General features: G+C 66.5%; 17 protein-coding genes. 6 read left to right on the top strand and 11 right to left on the bottom strand.

Going from position 1 to position 19,869, the window contains the following annotated elements; translation table 11 throughout:
• Positions 1-149 precede the first annotated feature (149 nt).
• Positions 150-902 carry a phasin family protein gene (locus HEQ22_RS11785; RefSeq protein WP_432768089.1) on the bottom strand — a complete coding sequence of 251 codons (753 nt, stop codon included), beginning with the start codon at positions 900-902 and terminating at the stop codon, positions 150-152.
• 122 nt (positions 903-1,024) lie between these two features.
• Entirely contained in the window at positions 1,025-2,800 is a 1,776-nt protein-coding gene (locus HEQ22_RS11780) for a PHA/PHB synthase family protein (protein WP_432768088.1), read from the bottom strand.
• Positions 2,801-2,904: 104 nt separating this feature from the next.
• Between HEQ22_RS11780 and HEQ22_RS11775 the strand changes: the two genes are divergently transcribed.
• Entirely contained in the window at positions 2,905-4,125 is a 1,221-nt protein-coding gene (locus HEQ22_RS11775) for an LL-diaminopimelate aminotransferase (RefSeq protein ID WP_432768087.1), read from the top strand.
• Positions 4,122-4,607, top strand: coding sequence for a DUF2721 domain-containing protein (locus HEQ22_RS11770; protein ID WP_432768086.1), 486 nt, complete (start codon positions 4,122-4,124; stop codon positions 4,605-4,607). The genes HEQ22_RS11775 and HEQ22_RS11770 overlap by 4 nt, the downstream gene beginning before the upstream one ends.
• A 10-nt stretch (positions 4,608-4,617) precedes the next feature.
• Here HEQ22_RS11770 and HEQ22_RS11765 read toward each other — a convergent pair whose 3' ends face one another.
• Positions 4,618-6,201, bottom strand: coding sequence for an amidase (locus HEQ22_RS11765; protein WP_432768085.1), 1,584 nt, complete (start codon positions 6,199-6,201; stop codon positions 4,618-4,620).
• A gap of 113 nt (positions 6,202-6,314) precedes the next feature.
• Here HEQ22_RS11765 and HEQ22_RS11760 point away from each other — a divergent pair, with 113 nt between their 5' ends.
• A complete protein-coding gene (locus HEQ22_RS11760; RefSeq protein ID WP_432768084.1) occupies positions 6,315-7,631 on the top strand; it encodes a spinster family MFS transporter in 1,317 nt (438 codons plus the stop codon).
• Here the strand turns inward: HEQ22_RS11760 and HEQ22_RS11755 are convergent.
• From HEQ22_RS11755 to HEQ22_RS11735, 5 genes are all read right to left on the bottom strand, one after another.
• A complete protein-coding gene (locus HEQ22_RS11755; protein ID WP_432768083.1) occupies positions 7,628-8,218 on the bottom strand; it encodes an NADPH-dependent FMN reductase in 591 nt (196 codons plus the stop codon). The genes HEQ22_RS11760 and HEQ22_RS11755 overlap by 4 nt on opposite strands.
• Before the next feature lie 39 nt (positions 8,219-8,257).
• Positions 8,258-9,001 carry a class I SAM-dependent methyltransferase gene (locus tag HEQ22_RS11750; protein WP_432768082.1) on the bottom strand — a complete coding sequence of 248 codons (744 nt, stop codon included), beginning with the start codon at positions 8,999-9,001 and terminating at the stop codon, positions 8,258-8,260.
• A gap of 69 nt (positions 9,002-9,070) precedes the next feature.
• Complete coding sequence (locus HEQ22_RS11745) at positions 9,071-10,360, bottom strand: adenylosuccinate synthase (RefSeq protein WP_432768081.1); 1,290 nt, start codon at positions 10,358-10,360, stop codon at positions 9,071-9,073.
• A 109-nt stretch (positions 10,361-10,469) separates the two neighbouring features.
• Positions 10,470-11,345 (bottom strand): LOG family protein, encoded by an 876-nt coding sequence (locus HEQ22_RS11740; RefSeq protein WP_432768080.1) that lies wholly within the window; start codon positions 11,343-11,345, stop codon positions 10,470-10,472.
• A 37-nt stretch (positions 11,346-11,382) separates the two neighbouring features.
• Entirely contained in the window at positions 11,383-12,084 is a 702-nt protein-coding gene (locus HEQ22_RS11735) for an extensin family protein (RefSeq protein ID WP_432768079.1), read from the bottom strand.
• A 169-nt stretch (positions 12,085-12,253) separates the two neighbouring features.
• Here HEQ22_RS11735 and HEQ22_RS11730 point away from each other — a divergent pair, with 169 nt between their 5' ends.
• From HEQ22_RS11730 to HEQ22_RS11720, 3 genes are all read left to right on the top strand, one after another.
• On the top strand, positions 12,254-13,384 hold the full coding sequence (locus HEQ22_RS11730) for a phosphoserine transaminase (RefSeq protein ID WP_432768078.1): 1,131 nt from the start codon (positions 12,254-12,256) through the stop codon (positions 13,382-13,384).
• An 85-nt stretch (positions 13,385-13,469) separates the two neighbouring features.
• The gene (gene serA, locus HEQ22_RS11725) at positions 13,470-15,056 is read left to right on the top strand and encodes a phosphoglycerate dehydrogenase (RefSeq protein WP_432768077.1); all 1,587 of its coding nucleotides are present in this window, start codon (positions 13,470-13,472) and stop codon (positions 15,054-15,056) included.
• 147 nt (positions 15,057-15,203) lie between these two features.
• Positions 15,204-16,316 carry an ATP phosphoribosyltransferase regulatory subunit gene (locus HEQ22_RS11720; protein WP_432768076.1) on the top strand — a complete coding sequence of 371 codons (1,113 nt, stop codon included), beginning with the start codon at positions 15,204-15,206 and terminating at the stop codon, positions 16,314-16,316.
• Here the strand turns inward: HEQ22_RS11720 and HEQ22_RS11715 are convergent.
• From HEQ22_RS11715 to dnaK, 3 genes are all read right to left on the bottom strand, one after another.
• On the bottom strand, positions 16,313-16,690 hold the full coding sequence (locus tag HEQ22_RS11715; protein ID WP_432768075.1) for a DOPA 4,5-dioxygenase family protein: 378 nt from the start codon (positions 16,688-16,690) through the stop codon (positions 16,313-16,315). The two genes, HEQ22_RS11720 and HEQ22_RS11715, sit on opposite strands and share 4 nt — an antisense overlap.
• Positions 16,687-17,808: a molecular chaperone DnaJ gene (dnaJ, locus tag HEQ22_RS11710; RefSeq protein WP_432768074.1), complete on the bottom strand. Its 1,122-nt coding sequence runs from the start codon at positions 17,806-17,808 to the stop codon at positions 16,687-16,689. Before dnaJ ends, HEQ22_RS11715 begins: the two co-directional genes overlap by 4 nt.
• 119 nt (positions 17,809-17,927) lie before the next feature.
• Positions 17,928-19,847, bottom strand: coding sequence for a molecular chaperone DnaK (dnaK, locus tag HEQ22_RS11705; protein ID WP_432768073.1), 1,920 nt, complete (start codon positions 19,845-19,847; stop codon positions 17,928-17,930).
• Positions 19,848-19,869 lie beyond the last annotated feature (22 nt).

Below are 19,869 nucleotides of genomic sequence, written 5' to 3'. Positions count from 1 at the left end.
CATTTTAACCTGTTGTTCGCCAGCCGGGGTGGCCTTGGCCCGAAAAACAAGAACCGCCCGCATCCCGAAGGGTGCGAGCGGTCTTGGTTTGCCAGCGCGGACGGGGAGGAGGGGAGAGAGCCCGCGCCGACGGTGGAAAATGAAGGCCCTTAGGCTGCCTTCATCTTCGAGGTGATGACCGAAACGCGGTTCGAGATCGGCGCGAAGCTGTCGTTCGCCATCTTGACGACCAGTTCGCTGGTCTTCGAGGTCTGGGCGACGGCGGCGTCGAACGCCTTCTTGCTGTTTTCGGCATAGAGCTTGAAGAATTCGGTCGGCGACTTGACGGCGGTGTAGCCCTTCAGCGCGGCGGTCGTGTCTTCAAAGCTCTTGCGGGCGAAGGTCACGCCTTCCTGGCCGAGCACTTCCATGTTCTTCGCGGCGATCTTGCCGGCTTCGACCATGGCTTCGATGTTCGCCTTGTTGAACTCGACGGCTTCTTCGGCCAGCTTGCTGGTCTTGCTCATCGCGTCCTTCGCCTTTTCGTTGAAGTCGGCGGTCAGGGCTTCGGTGCGGGTCTTCGCTTCGTCGGCGAACTTCTTGACGGTGTCGTTCATGGTCTTGAATCCTTTGGTGGCGGCGGCGACCGGCTTCGGTGCGGCCTTCAGGGGCTTGGGGGCGATGGTCTTTGCGGCGGCCTTCTTGGGGGCAGCCTTCTTTGCGGCCGGCTTTGCAGCCTTCTTTTGGACCGGCTTGGCTTTCGCCTTCACGGCCTGGGTCTTCACGGGAGCCGGAGCAGCCTTTGCCACAGGGGCGGGGGCGGCGGCGGGCGCCGGCGCAGCAGGAGCTTCCACCGGCTTGGCGGCGGTTTCCAGCGTCGCGGCTTCGAAAGCCTTTTCGGCACTATCCATCTTGGTAGCCATCGGGGTACTCCTTTTATGTTGCAGTGCACAATATAGGAGTGGCGTGGCGATTTCAAGGATATTTTTGTGCAGTGCACAAAAAATTCTGCTCGCGGCCTTATGGGCCTTTTATCGCCCCGATATTACCGCTGCTTGACATAGCGGCCGGGGGCATCCTCGATCGCCTTCTTAGCACCTTTTCCGGGAATGCGCGCGCTCTTTGTCGGTGTTTTGGCGCTGTCCTGCTGGGCGATCCAGCCGATCCAGTGCGGCCACCAGCTGCCCTTGGTCTCCGCCGCCGACGCTTCGAAATCGGCGAGCGAGGCGGCGTCGTTGTCGCCGGTCCAATATTGATATTTGCCCGCCGCGGGCGGATTGACGACGCCGGCGATATGCCCCGATCCGGCAAGCACGAAGGTTTTCGGCCCCGACAGATTGTCCATCAGCCGCCAGACGCTGGCAAGCGGCGCGATATGATCCTCGCGCCCGGCCTGGATATAGGCGGGGGTTTGCACCTTCCTGAGGTCGATCGGGGTCCCGCACACCGCCAGGCTGTTCGGGACGACGAGGCGATTGTCGCGATAGAGCTCGACCAGATACTGGCGGTGCCACTTCGCAGGGAGGTTGGTGGTGTCGCCGTTCCAGTAGAGCAGGTCGAAGGGCGGATAATCGTTGCCGAGCAGGTAATTGCTGACGACATAGTTCCAGATCAGGTCGCGCCCGCGCAAGCTGTTGAAGGTCGCGGCCATGTAACGGCCGTCGAGGAAGCCCGGCGCCGACAATTGCTCGAGCAGCGCCAGATAGCTGTCATCGACGAACATCTTGAGGTCGCCGGCCTGTTCGAAATCGACCTGCGCGGTGAAGAAGGTCGCCGATTTGACCGTGTCGGCCTCGCCGCGTGCCGACAGCATCGCGAGCGTTGCGGCGAGCGTCGTCCCCGCCACGCAATAACCGATGGTGTGGACGTGCGGCACGTCGAGCAGGTCGCGCACCGTGTCGATCGCATCGACCTGCGCCGCGACATAATCGTCCCACACCACCTCGGTCATCGACGCGTCGGCGGACTTCCACGACACCATGAACACGCTGAGCCCCTGTTCGACCGCCCAGGCGACGAAGCTTTTGGCAGGATTGAGGTCGAGGATATAGAAGCGGTTGATCCACGGCGGGAAGATGACGAGCGGGACGGCGAAGACCTCCTTCGTCGTCGGCGCATAATGGATCAGCTGATACAGGTCGGTCTCGTGGATCACCTTGCCGGGCGTCGCGGCGATGTTCACCCCGACCTCGAACGCGTCCTGGTCGACATGGCTGAGCTGACCGCGCGACAGGTCGGCCAGCATGTGGCGCAGCCCCTTGAGCAGGCTTTCGCCGCGCGTTTCCATGGCGCGCCGGATGACTTCGGGATTGGTCAGCGCCAGATTGGTCGGCGACAGCGCCTCGGCCATATTCTTTGCGGCGAACTCCAGCTTGGCGCGCGCCGCGTCGTCGATGCCGGGCATCTGGCGGGTCGTGGCGAGCAGCTGGTCCGACAACATGCCATAGGTCTGGCGGATCAGCGCGAAGACCGGGTTGGCGGTCCAGTCAGGATCGGCGAAACGCTTGTCGCGCGGCGTCTCGGCCGCGGTCTCGGGGGTAAAACCGGGGGTCAGCGTGGCGAGCGAGGTCCAGAAGCGCGCGCCCTGTTCCCACATCTTCGTCGTCTGCTCGGCCCAGATCTTCGTCGCCGGGCTGCCCAGCCATTGCCCCGGATCGAACACCGGCACTGCGCCCTTTTCCGCCGCGCCCTGGCCCAGCGCATATTCGACCATCATCTGCTGCGCACGGCCCATGACGCTGGCCCATTGCTGCAAATCGCCCGGCGACGGCAGGAAGGGATTGGGCGTGTCGGTCGCGTTGGTCTTGTCGCCGTCGTTCATGCTCGTTCCCGCTGGCCAGTATCGTCAAACTGCCTATAACAAGGCGGGCCGCGACAAGCGACCGCTCATAACCATGATACGCAAAGGAGTTGTTCTAGTTTCCCATGTCCGATGATGAATTCTATCGCATCAAGCGCCTGCCGCCCTATGTCATCGCCGAAGTCAATGCGATGCGTGCGGCCGCCCGGGCCGCGGGCGAGGACATCATCGACCTGGGGATGGGCAATCCCGACCTGCCGCCGCCGGCGCATGTGATCGAGAAGCTTTGCGAAGTGGCGATGAAGCCCGACGCGCACGGCTATTCGCAGTCTAAGGGGATTCCGGGGCTGCGCAAGGCGCAGGCGAACTATTACGCGCGCCGCTTCAACGTCGAACTCGATCCCGAGAGCGAGGTCGTCGTGACGATGGGGTCGAAGGAAGGGCTCGCCAGCCTCGCGACCGCGATCACCGGACCCGGCGACGTCGTGCTGGCGCCGAACCCCAGCTATCCGATCCACACCTTTGGCTTCATCATCGCCGGCGCGACGATCCGCAGCGTGCCGACGACGCCGAACGAGGATTATTGGCGCGCGCTAGACCGCGCGATGGCCTTCACCGTGCCGCGCCCGTCGATCCTGGTGGTCAATTACCCTTCGAACCCGACCGCCGAGGCGGTCGACCTCGCCTTTTACGAGCGCCTCGTCGCGTGGGCGAAGGAGAACAAGATCTGGGTCCTCAGCGACCTTGCCTATTCGGAGCTTTATTACGACGGCAACCCGACCCCCTCGATCCTGCAGGTGCCGGGCGCGAAGGATGTCGCGGTCGAGTTCACCTCGATGTCGAAAACCTATTCGATGGCGGGCTGGCGGATGGGTTTCGCGGTCGGCAACCAGCGGCTGATCGCGGCGATGACGCGCGTCAAATCCTATCTCGACTACGGCGCCTTCACCCCGATCCAGGCCGCGGCGTGCGCCGCGCTCAACGGGCCGCAGGACATCGTCGCCCGGAACCGCGAGCTGTATCAAAAGCGCCGCGACGTGATGGTCGAAAGTTTCGGCCGTGCCGGCTGGGATATCCCGAGCCCGAAGGCGTCGATGTTCGCCTGGGCGCCGCTGCCGCCGGCGCTGAAGGAGATGGGCAGCCTGGAGTTTTCCAAGCAATTGCTCACCCATGCCAAGGTCGCGGTCGCCCCCGGGGTCGGTTACGGCGAGGATGGCGAAGGCTATGTCCGCATCGCGATGGTCGAGAACGAGCAGCGCATCCGCCAGGCGGCGCGCAACGTCCGCAAGTTTCTGGCGATGCACGGCATCAACACGCCCTCGCTGGCGGCGGGCGCCGAGGGATGAGCGCGACCGGCTCGGCGATGATCGCCGAGACGATCCAGCTGTCGGTCACCCCGGTGTTCCTGCTCGTCGCGACGGGCAGCCTGCTCAACGTGCTGACCGGGCGGCTGGCGCGGGTGGTCGACCGGTCGCGCGCGCTGATCGCGCGCTGGGCCGAAACCGAGGGCGCCGAGCATGAGCGCGTCGTCGCCGAGCTGCGTGCGGTCGACCGCCGGATGGGCGTGATCAACAATTCGATCGCCGCCGCCGTCGCGTGCGGCATCGTCGTCTGCCTGCTCGTCGCCTTGCTCTTTGCGCAGGCGATCGCCGGCTTCAACCTCGGCCTCGCGGCGTCGTGGGCCTTTGCGGTGGCGATGCTGCTGTTGCTCGCCTCGCTGGTGCTGTTCCTGATCGAGGTGCGCATTTCGATCCGGACGATCCATGTCCCGATGGAGTTGCTCGAGATCGAGGAAATGGGCTGGAAGAAACGGCGCGACCGGCGCTGACGCCCGATGGCTATTTCTGTGCGGGCTCAACTCCCGCCCGAAACGTCGGCGTCACCCGCTTGCGGCTCGCCTGTTCATAGGCATGACCCGCCGCGAGCACCGCGGCGTCGCTCCATTTGGCGCCGATCAGCGACAGGCCGATCGGCAGTCCCTCGACTGCGCCCATCGGCACGGTGAGGTGCGGATAGCCCGCCACGGCGGGAAGCTGGCTGACGCTGGGGCCGTTATAGTGATCGCCGTTGACCAGGTCGCTGGTCCACGCCGGGCCGTTGGTCACCCCGACCAAGAGGTCGAGCCGGTCGGCGGCGAGCAGCAGATCGATGCCCTCGGGCCCCGCCAGCCGTGCCGCTTTTGCCTTCGCCTCGCGATAATCGGGGCTGTCGAGCCCGCCCTTGGTCTCGGCCAGTTCGAACAGCGATTGGTCGAACCAGCGCAGTTCGGCGGGGTTTGCCTTGTTGAAGGCGATCACATCGGCGAGCGTGCGCGGCGCGCCCGTGCCGGGTAGCGCCGCGAGATAGGCCGCGAGGTCGGCCTTGAGTTCGGTCATCAATATTTCAAGCTCGGCGCCGCTCAGATCCTCGAGCCCCTTGCGGCTGTCCTCGATCTCGACGACGGTCGCGCCGAGATCGGTCAACTGCGCCAGCGCGGCGTCGAACAGCGCCGCGACATCGGCGCGGTCGCCGATGCGGTCGCGCAGCACGCCGATGCGCTTGCCCTGCAGCGCGCCGGGCGACAGCGCCGCGCTGTAATCGACCTTGCGCGCGTCGGCCTCGGCGGTCGCCGGGTCGGCGGGATCGCTGCCCGCGACGACCGTGAGCAACGCCGCAGCGTCGCGCACCGTCAGCGTGATCGGCCCGGCGGTATCCTGGCTGTGGCTGATCGGGACGATGAAGGTGCGGCTGACCAGCCCGACGGTCGGTTTGAAGCCGACGACACCGTTGACGCCGGCTGGGCAGGTGATCGATCCGTCGGTTTCGGTGCCGATCGTCATGGCGGCGAGCGAGGCTGCCATCGCCGCGCCGCTGCCCGATGATGAGCCGCAGACGTTGCGATCGAGCGCGTGTGGATTTTTGGTGAGCCCGCCGATCGCGCTCCAGCCGCTGGTCGAATTGCTCGAGCGGATGTTCGCCCATTCGCTGAGGTTGGTCTTGCCGAGGATGATCGCGCCCGCATCGCGCAGCCGCGCGACGATCGGCGCGTCGCGGTTCGTGACATTGTCCTTGAGCGCGAGCGACCCCGCGGTGGTTGCGAGCGGGCCTTGGACCTCGATATTGTCCTTGATCAGCACCGGGATGCCGTGGAGCGGGCCGCGCACGCGCCCGGCCTTGCGTTCCGCGTAAAGCCGCTGCGCTTGCTGCATCGCGTCGGGAAAGGTCGCGATCACGGCGTTGAGCTGCGGCCCGTGATCGTCGAGCTTGGCGATGCGATCGAGGTAGAGCGTGGTCAGCAATTCGTCGTCCAGCGTGCCGCGCTCCATTTCGGCCTGCAGCGTCGCCGCATCCTTGCCTTCGACCGGCGGCAGCGGCGGCGGCATCGCGGCGGCGGGCGCTATGGCAAGCAGGGCGGCGGCGGCGAGCAGCGAAATTTTTTGCATGGGCTGCACGCTGGCAGCCGTAGCGGCAATTGCAAGCGCGGATTTTCGGCGCGCCGCAACGGCGTTGACAGCGGTCGGCCCCGTCTGCTCCCATGGCGCCACGGGAGAGAAAAATGACTGACAAAGCCGCCACGGCCCCAGCCATCGCCGCGCCGTCCGCCGACGGCGTGTCCGCACAGACGCGGACGATGCTGTGGATCCTGTTGATCGTCTATATCTTCAATTTCCTCGACCGGCAGATCGTCAACATCCTCGCAGAACCGATCAAGGCCGACCTGGGGCTGTCGGACACCCAGCTCGGGCTGCTCGCCGGGCCGGCCTTTGCGGTCTTTTACGCCCTTCTCGGTATCCCGATCGCCCGCTACGCCGACAAGGATGGCACGAACCGCGTCCGGCTGATCGCCGCGTCGCTCGCGGTCTGGTCGGCGATGACCGCGGTGTGCGGGCTGGCGCAGAATTTCGTGCAATTGCTGTTCGCGCGCATCGGCGTCGGGGTCGGCGAGGCCGGGTGCACGCCCGCCGCCCACTCGCTGATCACCGACAGCGTGCCCCCCGAAAAACGCTCTTCGGCGATCGCCTTCTATGGGATGGGGGTGCCGATCGGCTCGCTGCTCGGGCTGATCATCGGCGGCATCGTCAACGATCTGTATGGCTGGCGCATCGCGCTGATGATGGTCGGCGCGCCGGGGCTGGTGCTGGCTCTCATCGTGCTGTTCGTGATGCGCGAGCCGCGGCACAGCCGCTCGGCCGAAGCGACCGCGACCGCGCGCGCCGTCGTGCCGCTGTCGACCCGCGAGGCGCTGCGCGAGATTTTTTCGTCGCGCGCTTTCCTCTACATCCTCATCGCCTCGTCGGTCGTCGCCTTCCTCGGCTATGGCAAGGCGCTGTGGACGATCAGCTTCTTCATCCGCAGCCACGGCCTGTCGACGACCGAGGCGGGGCTGTCGATGGCGGTCGTGCTGGGGCTCGCCGGCATGTTCGGCACCTGGCTGGGCGGCAAGATGGCCGACAAGTTCGGCGCCCGCGACAAGCGGCATATCCTGACACTGCCCGCCTTTGGCATGGCGATCGCGGCGCCGATCCTGTTCCTCGGCTATTTCATGGAGGATTGGCGCATCGCGGTGGCGTTGCTGATCATCCCGACGATCCTCAACTCGGCCTATTACGGCCCCGCCTATGGCTGCGTGCAGGGCCTCGTCGAACCGCGCGCCCGCGCGGTCGCGGCGTCGATCATGCTGTTCGGCCAGAATCTGATCGGGCTGGGGCTGGGGCCGTTCCTGTTCGGCGTCTTGTCCGACGCGTTGCAGCCGGTGGCGGGGCAGGAGAGCGTGCGCTGGGTGCTGTACGGCGCCGCGTGGCTGGGGCTGATCCCGGCGTTCTTCTTCTGGCGCGCCAGCCTGCGCCTGAAGGCGGAGCTGAAGTCGGGTTAATAGGGCGGATCGACCTTCGCTCGCTGCGCCTTGGCAGCGTCGATCCACCAATTGAGGTCGTCGGCAAAGCGCGGGAAACTCTTGACCAGCCGTGCGCCATCCTCGCCCGTCGGCTGACCATCGGCGTCGAACGCACCGCCGATCCGCCCGACCGGCAGGATCGATGAGGTGACCGCCATCCCCATTTCGCCGAGCGTGTCGCGCCAGCCCATCATCGCGCGCACCCCCGACCAGGGACCGGCGGAGTAACAGGCGATCGCGGCGGGGCGCCAGAACCATTCCTCCAGATAATGGTCGGTGAGGTTCTTGAGGCCTGGCTGCGGCCCCCAATTATATTCGCCGGTGACGAAGACGAAACCGTCGGCGGCGCGGATCTTCTGCGCCAGCTCGGCCATCGCGGGCGGCGCCTCGCCCGCGGCATATTCCTTGTACATCCGGTCGAGCATCGGCAGGTCGACGGCCTTGGCATCGATCAGTTCGGCGCGGTCGCCGCGCCCCCCGATCGCATCGACGAGCCAGTGCGCGAGCTTGATACCCTGCCGGTCGCGGCGGTAGCTGCCATAGAAGACGAGGATGGTGCGGGTCATATCGCCTTGTGTCACGGCGGACGGGGAAACGGAAGCGCGCTAATGCGCGCCGACGCGGCCGATCAGCGTGCCCTTGGTGCCCGAGCGGTCGAAGGCGAAGGCGATCCGCGGCCAGCGCTTTTGCCAGCGCCGCGCGACGAGGCGTTCGCCGGGGCGCGCGGCATCGTCGAGCAGGATCAGCGCTTTGTCCGCCAGCCGCGGGAAAAGCGATTCGGCGGCGCCGCGAACGAGCGGATGGAGCGCCCATGGCGGCCCGTCGATCACCAGCAGGTCGATATCCGACGGTGGGTCGGCGAGCTGGTACCACAGCCCCGGCCAGTCGCCCGGCGGCGGGCCGAGCGGGGCGTGGCGAAGGTCGGCGGTGACGTTCTGGCTGGCGAGCCACTGGCCGGTCGATACGACGAACGCGCGGTGCTGGTCGTAACTGACCAGCCGGCCGCCGCCGAATTTCTGCAGCGCGCGAGCGATGACAAGACTGCTGGCGCCGCAGCCGAGTTCGACCACGGTCGCGGGGCGATGCGCCTCGATCGCATCGACGATATGGGTCAGAAAGCGCGTGTCGGCTTTCCAGCTGCCGAGGTGGGGCAGGGCGTCGGCGGACAGGTCGAGCCGCGCGAGCAGCGCCGCCTTGTCGGCCTTGCGCCCGCCCCACAGCGAACGCAGCAGCCACGGCCACTGGATCGCGCCGAAGGCGAAAACGTCGATCCGGTCGCGCAGCGAACGCGGCAACGCCTCATCGACGTCGGGCAGGGCCAGCAGGTGGGTCGCTTCGCGGCTTGTCATCCCCCGCCAACTAGGGATGGCACAAGGCAGTTCAGTGACACGCCCCCGGTCTGCGCCGGGCGGTGTCAGTTAGTCGCTGAACGGATCGCGGATCAGGATCGTGTCTTCGCGTTCGGGGCTGGTCGACACCAGCGCGATCGGGGTTTCGATCAGTTCCTGGACGCGCTGGATATATTTGATCGCCTGCGCCGGCAGATCGGCATAGCTGCGCGCGCCGGCGGTCGATTCGTGCCAGCCGTCCATTTCCTCGTAGATCGGCTCGACCTCGGCCTGGTCGGCCGAATGGGCGGGGAAATAGTCGAGGATTTTACCGCGCAGCCGGTAGCCGGTGCAGATACGGATGGTGTCGAAACCGTCGAGCACGTCGAGCTTGGTGAGCGCGATGCCGGTGACGCCCGCGACCGCACAGCTTTGCCGCACGAGCACCGCGTCGAACCAGCCGCAGCGGCGCTTGCGCCCGGTGACGGTGCCGAATTCATGCCCGCGCTCGCCGAGCTTCTGGCCCGTCGCATCCTCCAGTTCGGTGGGGAAGGGGCCGCTGCCGACGCGCGTCGTATAGGCCTTGGCGATGCCGAGCACGAAGCCGACCGCGCCGGGGCCGAGGCCCGAACCCGATGCCGCGGTGCCGCTGACGGTGTTCGAGCTGGTGACGAAGGGATAGGTGCCGTGGTCGACGTCGAGCAGCACGCCCTGCGCGCCTTCGAACAAGATGCGCGCGCCCGCCTTGCGGACCTTTTTCAGCCGCTTCCACACCGGCTGCGCATATTCGAGCACATAGTCGGCGATTTCGGCGAGGTCGGCCTTCAGCCGCTCGCGGTCGATCGGCGGTTCGCCGAAGCCGGCGCGCAGCGCGTCGTGATGCGCGGTCAGGCGGTCGATCTGCGGATCGAGCTTGTCGAGGTGGGCGAGGTCGCAGACGCGGATCGCGCGGCGGCCGACCTTGTCTTCATAGGCGGGGCCGATGCCGCGTCCGGTGGTGCCGATCTTGCCGGCGCCCGCCGCGGTTTCGCGCAGCCCGTCGAGGTCGCGATGGAACGGCAGGATCAGCGCGCAATTGTCGGCGATCGCGAAATTCTCGGCATTGATGACGACGCCCTGGCCGCGCAGCTTGGCGATCTCGTCGCGCAGCGCCCACGGATCGAGGACGACGCCGTTGCCGATGATCGACAGCGTGCCGGTGACGATGCCCGAGGGGAGCAGCGACAGCTTGTACACCTGTTCGCCGACGACGAGCGTATGGCCGGCGTTGTGCCCACCCTGAAAGCGGACGACCGCGTCGGCGCGGCTCGCGAGCCAGTCGACGATCTTGCCCTTGCCCTCGTCGCCCCATTGCGACCCGATGACGGTAACATTTGCCATGATGCTGTCCTGCTGACCTGGGCCCCAAAACGACAGGCGCGGCCCGGCGCGGCCTTAGCGGATTTCGCCCGCGAGACAAGGCCGGTTGCTGCTGCGATCCAGCCGCGATTCAGCGCTGCTCCTCGGCGGCCGCGTAGAAATCCTGGATGATCGTCCACGCCTCGTCGGCGGTTTCGACGAAGCGGAACAGGTCGAGGTCGCGGGCGCTGACCACGCCTTCGTCGACCAGGGCGTCGAAATTGACGACGCGGCGCCAGAAGTCTTCGCCGAACATCAGGATCGGGATCGGCTTGATCTTGCCGGTCTGGATCAGCGTCAACAGCTCGAACGTCTCGTCGAAGGTGCCGAACCCGCCGGGAAAGACGCACACCGCGCGGGCGCGCAACAGGAAGTGCATCTTGCGCAGTGCGAAATAGTGGAATTGAAAGCTCAGCGACGGGGTAACGAAGCGGTTCGGCGCCTGCTCGTGCGGGAGCACGATGTTGAGTCCGATCGATTCGCGGCCTTCGTCGTCGGCGCCGCGGTTGGCGGCCTCCATGATCGACGGTCCGCCGCCCGAACAGACGACGAAGTGGCGGCAGCCCTTTTCGTCGCACGGATATTGGCTGGCCAGCCGCGCCAGCGCGCGGGCTTCGTCATAATATTTGGCCTTCGCCTTCAGCCGCCGGGCGATGCTGCGCGTCGCATCGTCGGTCGCCGCCGCCTCGAGCGCGTCGGCCTGCGCGGGTTCGGGAATGCGCGCCGAGCCATAGACGACCAGCGTCGATTCGATCCCCGCTTCGTCGAGCAGGAGTTCGGGCTTGAGCAATTCGAGCTGGAAGCGGACGGGCCGTAAATCTTCGCGGAGCAGGAAGTCATTGTCCTGGAACGCGAGCTTGTAGGCGGGGTGCGCCGTCTGCGGGGTGGTGGTCGCCTGCTTGGCGAACTGTGCGTCGTCCTTGGCCTTGTGAAAGCGCGAACGATGGGGTTGTTTGTCCTGTGCCATTGCGCCGCAGCTAGCCGCTTCCGCGACGAATGCCAAGTCAGCGGCAATAACCGTTGCCGCTCATGTCCATGTGGAAATGATTGTAATGCGCGGCGTTGTAATCGGGGCTGAGCACGGTGCCGAAGCGGCGGCACGCCGATTTGTGGAGCGCGCGCAGGAAATCCTGCGAGGCGCGGTCGCCCTGCCAGCCGCCGTCGAGCATGATGCGCCGCCCGTCGGCGAGGACGAAGCCCGACACGTCGATCGCGTTCGAATAGGCGTGCTGCGACAGCCGGCCCGACCGGCCGCCATAGATGTTGCGGCAGCTGTAGGTGCCATATGTCTCGATCTTGACGACCTCGGTGCCGAAATATTTGCGCGCCGCGGGCTTCACCGCATATTGCGCCCAGGCGGCGAAACTCTTCGCCAGGGGACAGGTCATCGCGCCGAGGTTGGTCACCGGCGTGCCGATGTCGAGCAGCTTGACCGAATCGATCGAACTGCAACCGCCGCCATGGTCCTGGTTGGGCAGCGGGGTGAAACGCACCCCGGCCTGTTTGAGGTCGATCGCGCATTGCTGCGCATCGGGGCTGGCGAAGGACGAGGCGAGGGGGGGCTGCGGCCGCTTGGTGCCGCTTGCCGCGACCGGCTTCGATCCGCTGCGCTTCATCGCCTCGGGGGTGCTGAAACACGCCGACAGCGCCAGCGCCGCCGCGGCGGCAAGCAGGGTCCGGGGTCGCAGGAACGAAGGGATCGCCATGGGCGTCAATTTACCGACGATATAGTTAACAGCCTCTAAACCGCTCGCACGGCTCGTCGTTAATTTCGCCCGCGCGGCGCAATTCGTTTGACTGTTCTGGCGCCGCCCTTAAACGCGGCGCCGGGCCACGCGGTCCCAACGCCGCGCGAGCTCTCTGCAAGGAGAGACTATGATGAGTGAAGTGCCGACACCCGAATTGCGCCCTGCGCGCCCGTTTTTCTCTTCCGGACCCTGCGCCAAACCGCCGGTCTGGTCCCCCGAAAAGCTCCAAACCGAATCGCTGGGCCGCTCGCATCGCGCCAAGATCGGCAAGACGCGTCTCGCTTATTGCATCGACCTGATGCGCGAGATGCTGCAGCTCCCCGACACCCACCGCATCGGTATCGTTCCGGGATCGGACACCGGCGCCTTCGAGATGGCGATGTGGACGATGCTGGGCGCCCGTCCGGTTACCACGCTGGCGTGGGAGAGCTTCGGCGAGGGCTGGGTCACCGATGCCGCGAAGCAGCTCAAGCTCGATCCGACCGTCATCCGCGCCGACTACGGCCAGCTTCCCGACCTGACGCAAGTCGACTGGTCGAACGACGTGCTGTTCACCTGGAACGGCACCACCAGCGGCGTGCGCGTTCCGAACGGCGACTGGATCGCCGCCGATCGTGAGGGCCTGAGCTTCGCCGACGCCACCAGCGCGGTGTTCGCCTACGACCTGCCGTGGGACAAGATCGACGTCGCGACCTTCAGCTGGCAGAAAGTGCTCGGCGGCGAAGGCGGGCATGGCGTGCTGATCCTCGGCCCCCGCGCCGTCGAACGGCTTGAAACCTACACCCCCGCCTGGCCGCTGCCGAAGGTGTTCCGCCTCGTCAGCAAGGGCGCGCTAGCCGAGGGCGTGTTCAAGGGCGAGACGATCAACACCCCGTCGATGCTCGCGGTCGAGGATGCGATCTTCGCGCTCGAATGGGCAAAGTCGCTGGGCGGTCTCGACGGGCTGAAGGCGCGCAGCGATGCGAACGCCGCGGCGCTCGACACGATCATTTCGGAACGCGACTGGCTGAGCCATCTCGCCGCCGATCCCGCCAGCCGCTCGAAGACCTCGGTCTGCCTGTCGGTGGCCGGGGCAGACGAGGATTTCATCAAGAAATTCGCCGCGCTGCTCGACAAGGAAGGCGCGGCCTATGACATCGCGGGCTATCGCGACGCACCGCCGGGCCTTCGCATCTGGTGCGGTGCGACTGTCGATACTGCCGATATCGAAGCGCTCGGGCCGTGGCTCGACTGGGCGTACGCCAGCCTTTCGGCCTGACGTCGTCCCAGCGAAAGCTGGGACCGCTATCGATCATCCCCATTCCCAACGATCCCGGCTTTCGCCGGGATGACGGAGACGAAAAATGACCCAACCCAAAGTCCTCATCAGCGACAAGATGGATCCCAAGGCCGCGCAGATCTTCAAGGAGCGCGGCATCCACGTCGACGAGATCACCGGCAAGACCAAAGACGAGCTGATCGCGATGATCGGCGATTATGACGGGCTGGCGATCCGCTCGGCGACCAAGGTCACCGCCGACGTCCTCGCCGCCGCGACGAAGCTGAAGGTCGTCGGCCGCGCCGGGATCGGCGTCGACAATGTCGACATTCCCGAAGCGTCGAAACAGGGCGTCATCGTGATGAACACGCCGTTCGGCAACAGCATCACCACCGCCGAACATGCGGTCGCGATGATGTTCGCGCTCGCGCGCCAGATCCCCGAAGCGAACACCCGGACGCAGGCGGGCAAATGGCCGAAGAACGACTTCATGGGGGTCGAACTGACCTCGAAGACGCTGGGGCTGATCGGCTGCGGCAATATCGGCAGCATCGTTGCCGAACGCGCGCTGGGCCTCAAGATGAAGGTCGTCGCCTTCGACCCGTTCCTGACCCCCGAACGCGCGGTCGAACTGGGCGTCGAAAAGGCCGATCTCGACACGCTGCTCGCGAAGGCCGATTTCATCACCCTGCACACGCCGTTGACCGACCAGACGCGCAACATCCTGTCGGCGGACAATATCGCCAAGGCCAAGAAGGGCGTGCGGATCATCAACTGCGCGCGCGGCGGGCTGATCGACGAAGCGGCGCTGAAGGATGCGCTGGAATCGGGTCATGTCGCGGGCGCTGCGCTCGACGTGTTCGCGCAGGAGCCGCCGGCCGCCGACCATCCGCTGTTCGGCGCCCCGAACTTCATCTGCACTCCGCATCTGGGGGCCTCGACCGACGAGGCGCAGGTCAATGTCGCCATTCAAGTGGCCGAGCAGATTTCGGATTATCTGCTCACCGGCGGCATCACCAATGCGCTCAACGTGCCCAGCCTGTCGGCCGAGGAAGCGCCGAAGCTGCGCCCCTATATGGCGCTCGCCGAACGGCTCGGCAGCCTGATCGGCCAGCTCGCGCACGACAACCTCACCACCATCTCGGTCGAGGCCGAAGGGGCGGCGGCCGACCTCAACCTGAAGCCGATCACCGCCGCCGTGCTCACCGGGCTGATGCGCCGCTATTCGGACGCGGTGAACATGGTCAACGCCCCGCACCTCGCGCGCGAACGCGGGCTCGATGTGCGCGAAGTGCGCCACGACCGCGAGGGCGATTATAATACGCTGATCCGCGTCACCGTCGCGACCAGCCAGGGCGACCGCTCGGTCGCGGGCACGCTGTTCAGCAACGGCGACCCGCGCCTCGTCGAGATGTTCGGGATCAAGGTCGAGGCGGACCTCGACGGCGACATGCTGTATATCGTCAACGAGGATGCGCCGGGCTTCATCGGCCGCATCGGCACCGCGCTCGGCGAAGCGGGGCTCAACATCGGCACCTTCCACCTCGGCCGCCGCGCCGCGGGGGGCGAGGCGGTGCTGCTGCTCAGCCTCGATTCGCCGATGCCCGAGCCGCTGCTGTGGCAGCTGTGCCAGCTTCCGGGGGTGAAGACGGTGAAGGGGCTCAAATTCTAAGCAGCCCTCCAATGTCTGTTCGTGTCGAGCGAAGTCGAGACACCCTGCGGGGTGCGCTCCTTAGGGGCATCTCGACTTCGCTCGATGCGAACGGGGATTGTTAGCGTTGTTGAAACACCGAACCTACCCGCCTAAAGGCCGCAAAAGATGACCAAGGCACCCGCCCTCTTGCCCGAAGGCCTCCGCGATCGCCTGCCCGAACAGGCCGAGGCCGCATCGCGCGTTACCCGCGCGCTCGTCGATGCGATGCGCGCGCATGGTTATGGCCGCGTTTCGCCGCCGCTCGCCGAATTTCGCGAGACGCTCGGCGGCGACGACGAGCGGTCGGCGCGCGACCTGCTCCGCTTCACCGACCCGGTGTCGCAGCGCACGCTGGCGCTGCGCCCCGACATCACGCGGCAGGTCGGCCGCATCGCGACCTCGCTGCTCGCCGGTGCGCCGCGCCCGTTGCGCCTCTGTTACGCCGGGCAGGTGGTCAAGCTGCGCGCCAGCCAGCTCCGCCCGGCGCGCGAGATGCTCCAGGTCGGCGCCGAACTGATCGGCAGCGACAGCGTCGCGGCGGCGCGCGAGATCGTCACCGTGGCGATCGACGCGCTCGACGCGGCGGGCATCGGGCCGGTCACGCTCGATTTCACGCTGCCCGACGTCGTCGACCTGCTCGCCGACGGCCCGCTGGCGGTCGCCATCGACCGCCAGCAGCTGCGCGACGAACTCGACGCCAAGGATGCCGGCGCCTTGGCGCGGCTCGGCGCCGAAGCCTATCTGCCCTTGCTCCGCGCGACGGGTCCGTTCGACCAGGCGATCGCCGACCTGCGCGCCTTCGACACCGCCGGCGTGCTCACCGCACGGATCGACGCACTGGAGGCGATTGCGGCGCCGGTGCGCGGCCGCGTCACGCTGACCCTCGACCCGACCGAGCGCCACGGCTTCGCCTATCAAAGCTGGTTCGGCTTTCAGATTTTCGTCCCCGGCCAAGGCGACGCGGTCGGCCGCGGCGGCGGTTATGCGATCCCGGTCGGCGAGCAGGAAGAGGCGGCGGTCGGCTTCTCGCTCTATCCCGACCCGCTCATCGACGCCGGGCTTGGCGCCGAAGACAGCGCCGACCGGCGGATTTTCCTGAGCGTCGGGCATGATAGCGATCTCGCGGCAAGCCTGCGCGCCGACGGCTGGCAGACCGTCGCGGCGCTGTCCGACGCCGACGATGCGCGCGCGCTCGGGTGCGGCTGGCGGCTGGGGCCCGAGGGGCCGGTCGAGGTCTAGAAGTCCGAAATGCCGAAGCGCGGGATACCCTGGTTGACGCCGGGCGGATCGAGCACGGTGACGTCGAGTATGACCGGCTCGCCGATCCACTGCGCCAGCGTCGTGTGATCGGCGAGGTCGTCGTCGGTCAGCGGATGAACGAGCGCGCGCAGTCCCGTCGCTTCGATCGCGGCGACCACCGCGGGGCGGTTGCGGCCCAGAAAATGCACCTCATATTGCGCCACCGGATGCGGCCCGGCCGCGCCATCGGTCATCGTGCCGACGAACAGGATCGCGGCGTCCGTCGCCAGCGCATCGCGCAACGTTGCCGCCACGGCGCGCTCGGCCGGATCGTAATAGATATGCGCGTGCCAGGGGGCGCCGGGGTCGGTCAATCGGTGAGGTCTTCCCACATATCCTTGATCCGCCCGAAAAAGCCCTGACTGGCGGGGCATTCGGCGCCGGTTTCGGTTTCGCGAAACTCGGCGAGCAGCTCCTTTTGCCGTGCCGACAATCGGGTCGGCGTCTCGACGTCGATCTGGACGACGAGGTCGCCGTGACCGCGGCCGTTGAGCACCGGCATCCCGGCGCCGCGCTGGCGCAGCTGCTTGCCCGACTGGATGCCGGCGGGAATCTGGATGTCATGCTTGGCGCCGTCGAGGCCGGGGATCGCGATCTCGCCGCCGAGCGCCGCGGTGGTGAAGCTGATCGGCGCGCGCGTGAACAGCGTGGTTCCCTCGCGCTCGAACACCTTGTGCCGCGCCATGTGGAGGAAGATGTAAAGGTCGCCGGGCGCCGCGCCGCGCGCGCCGCTCTCGCCTTCGCCCGACAGGCGAATGCGCGTGCCTTCGTCGACCCCGGCGGGGATGTTGACCGTCAGCGTCTTGCGCCGGTCGACGCGGCCTTCGCCATGGCACTGGCTGCACGGATCGGCGATGACCTCGCCCGCGCCCTGACAGGTCGGGCAGGTGCGCTCGACCATGAAGAAACCCTGTTGCGCGCGGACCTTGCCGTGGCCGGCGCAGGTCTTGCAGCGATTGGTTTGCGTGCCGGGCTTGGCGCCCGATCCGTCGCACGCGTCGCAGCGCGCCGCGACGTCGACCTGGATGTCGCGGGTGACGCCGACGAAGGCATCCTCGAGCCGGATTTCCATGTCGTAGCGCAGGTCGGCGCCGCGCGCCGGGCCGCGCTGCTGGCGCCCACCGCCGCCGAACGCCGAGCCGAAGATCGATTCGAAAATGTCGCCAATGTCGCCGAAGTCGGCGTTGGCACCGCCGCCGCCGCCGGGAAAGCCGCCCTTGCCGAAGCGGTCATAGGCGGCGCGCTTTTGCGGATCGCGCAGGCAGTCATAGGCTTCGCTGATCGCCTTGAAGCGCGCTTCGCTGTCGTGGCACCCCGGATTCTTGTCGGGGTGATATTTCATCGCCAGTTTGCGATAGCTCGCCTTCAGCGTCGCATCGTCGGCGGTGCGTTCGCATTCGAGCAGCTCGTAATAATCGATGTCGAGTGACATAGGTCGTCGGCCCCTTCTTCAGTCCGTCACCCCAGCGAAAGCTGGGGTCGCTGTCGGGCGGGCGGTGCCGTGCCGAGAGCGATGCCAGCTTGCGCTGGCATGACGGATGAAGATCATGCTTATTTCTTGTCGTCTTCGACTTCGGAGAATTCGGCGTCGACGACATCTTCGTCGGCCTTGGCGCCGTCCGCATTCGGGCCCGCATCCTCGGCGCCGGGGGACGCCGCGCTCTGCTGTTCCTTCTCGTAGATCGCCTGGCCCAGCTTCATCGCGACCTGCGCCAGCGCCGACGACTTTTCGGTCATCGCCGCGCTGTCGCCGCCCTCGACCGCGGTCTTGGCTTCGGCGACCGCCGCCTCGATCTCGGCCTTCAGCGCGGCGTCGACCTTGTCGCCATGCTCTTCGAGCTGGCGCTCGGTCGAGTGGATCAGGCTTTCGGCGTTGTTCTTCGCCTCGGCCGCCTCGCGGCGCTTCTTGTCTTCGTCGGCGAACTGCTCGGCATCCTTGACCATCTGATCGATGTCGGCGTCGGACAGGCCGCCCGAGGCCTGGATCTTGATCTGCTGTTCCTTGCCGGTGCCCTTGTCCTTGGCGTGGACCGACACGATGCCGTTGGCGTCGATGTCGAAGGTCACCTCGATTTGCGGCACGCCGCGCGGCGCCGGCGGAATGCCGACGAGATCGAACTGGCCGAGCGCCTTGTTGTCGGCGGCCATTTCGCGCTCGCCCTGGAACACGCGGATCGTCACCGCCGACTGATTGTCGTCGGCGGTCGAATAGACTTGGCTCTTCTTGGTCGGGATGGTGGTGTTGCGGTCGATCATGCGGGTGAACACGCCGCCCAGCGTCTCGATGCCGAGCGAGAGCGGGGTGACGTCGAGCAGCAGCACGTCCTTGACGTCGCCCTGCAGCACGCCGGCCTGGATCGCGGCGCCGATCGCGACGACCTCATCGGGGTTGACGCCGGTGTGCGGTTCCTTGCCGAAGAAATCCTTCACGACTTCGCGGACGCGGGGCATGCGGGTCATGCCGCCGACGAGGACGATTTCGTCGATGTCCTTGGGATCGACGCCGGCGTCCTTGATCGCCTTCTTGCAGGGTTCGAGGGTGCGCTTGACGAGGTCTTCGACCAGCTTTTCGAGGTCCGAGCGGGTGATCGTCTTGACCAGATGCTTCGGGCCGCTCGCGTCGGCGGTGATGAAGGGCAGGTTGACCTCGGTCGTTGCCGCCGACGACAGTTCGATCTTCGCCTTTTCGGCGGCTTCCTTCAGGCGCTGAAGCGCCAGCTTGTCGCCGCGCAGGTCGATGCCTTCGTCTTTCTTGAAGGTGTCGGCAAGGAAGGCGACGACCTTGCTGTCGAAATCTTCACCGCCGAGGAAGGTATCTCCGTTGGTCGACTTCACCTCGAACACGCCGTCGCCGACCTCCAGGATCGAGATGTCGAAGGTGCCGCCGCCAAGGTCATAGACCGCGATCGTCTTGTTTTCCGACTTGTCGAGGCCATAGGCGAGCGCCGCTGCGGTCGGCTCGTTGATGATGCGCAGCACTTCAAGGCCGGCGATCTTGCCGGCGTCCTTGGTCGCCTGGCGCTGGGCGTCGTTGAAATAGGCCGGCACGGTGATGACCGCCTGCTCGACCTTTTCGCCGAGATAGGCCTCGGCGGTTTCCTTCATCTTCTGCAGGATGAAGGCCGAAATCTGCGACGGCGAATAATCCTCGCCGCCCGCCTTGACCCACGCGTCGCCGGTCGGGCCCTTGGCGATCGCATAGGGGACGAGTTCCATGTCCTTCTTGGTCATCGGATCGTCAAAGCGGCGGCCGATCAGGCGCTTCACCGCAAAGACGGTGTTTTCGGGGTTGGTCACCGCCTGGCGCTTGGCCGGCTGGCCGATCAGTCGCTCGCCATCCTTGGCGAAGGCGACGATCGAAGGCGTCGTGCGCGTGCCTTCGACATTTTCGATAACCTTGGGCTTGCCGCCCTCCATCACCGCAACGCAGCTGTTCGTGGTGCCGAGGTCGATCCCGATCACTTTTGCCATAGTCTACTCGTCCTTGTCGCTT

It is taken from the genome of Sphingopyxis sp., assembly GCF_050916055.1.
GTDB lineage: Bacteria > Pseudomonadota > Alphaproteobacteria > Sphingomonadales > Sphingomonadaceae > Sphingopyxis.
The sequence above is the reverse complement of the archived record's forward strand: the minus strand, read 5'-3'. Positions and strand labels throughout refer to the sequence as shown.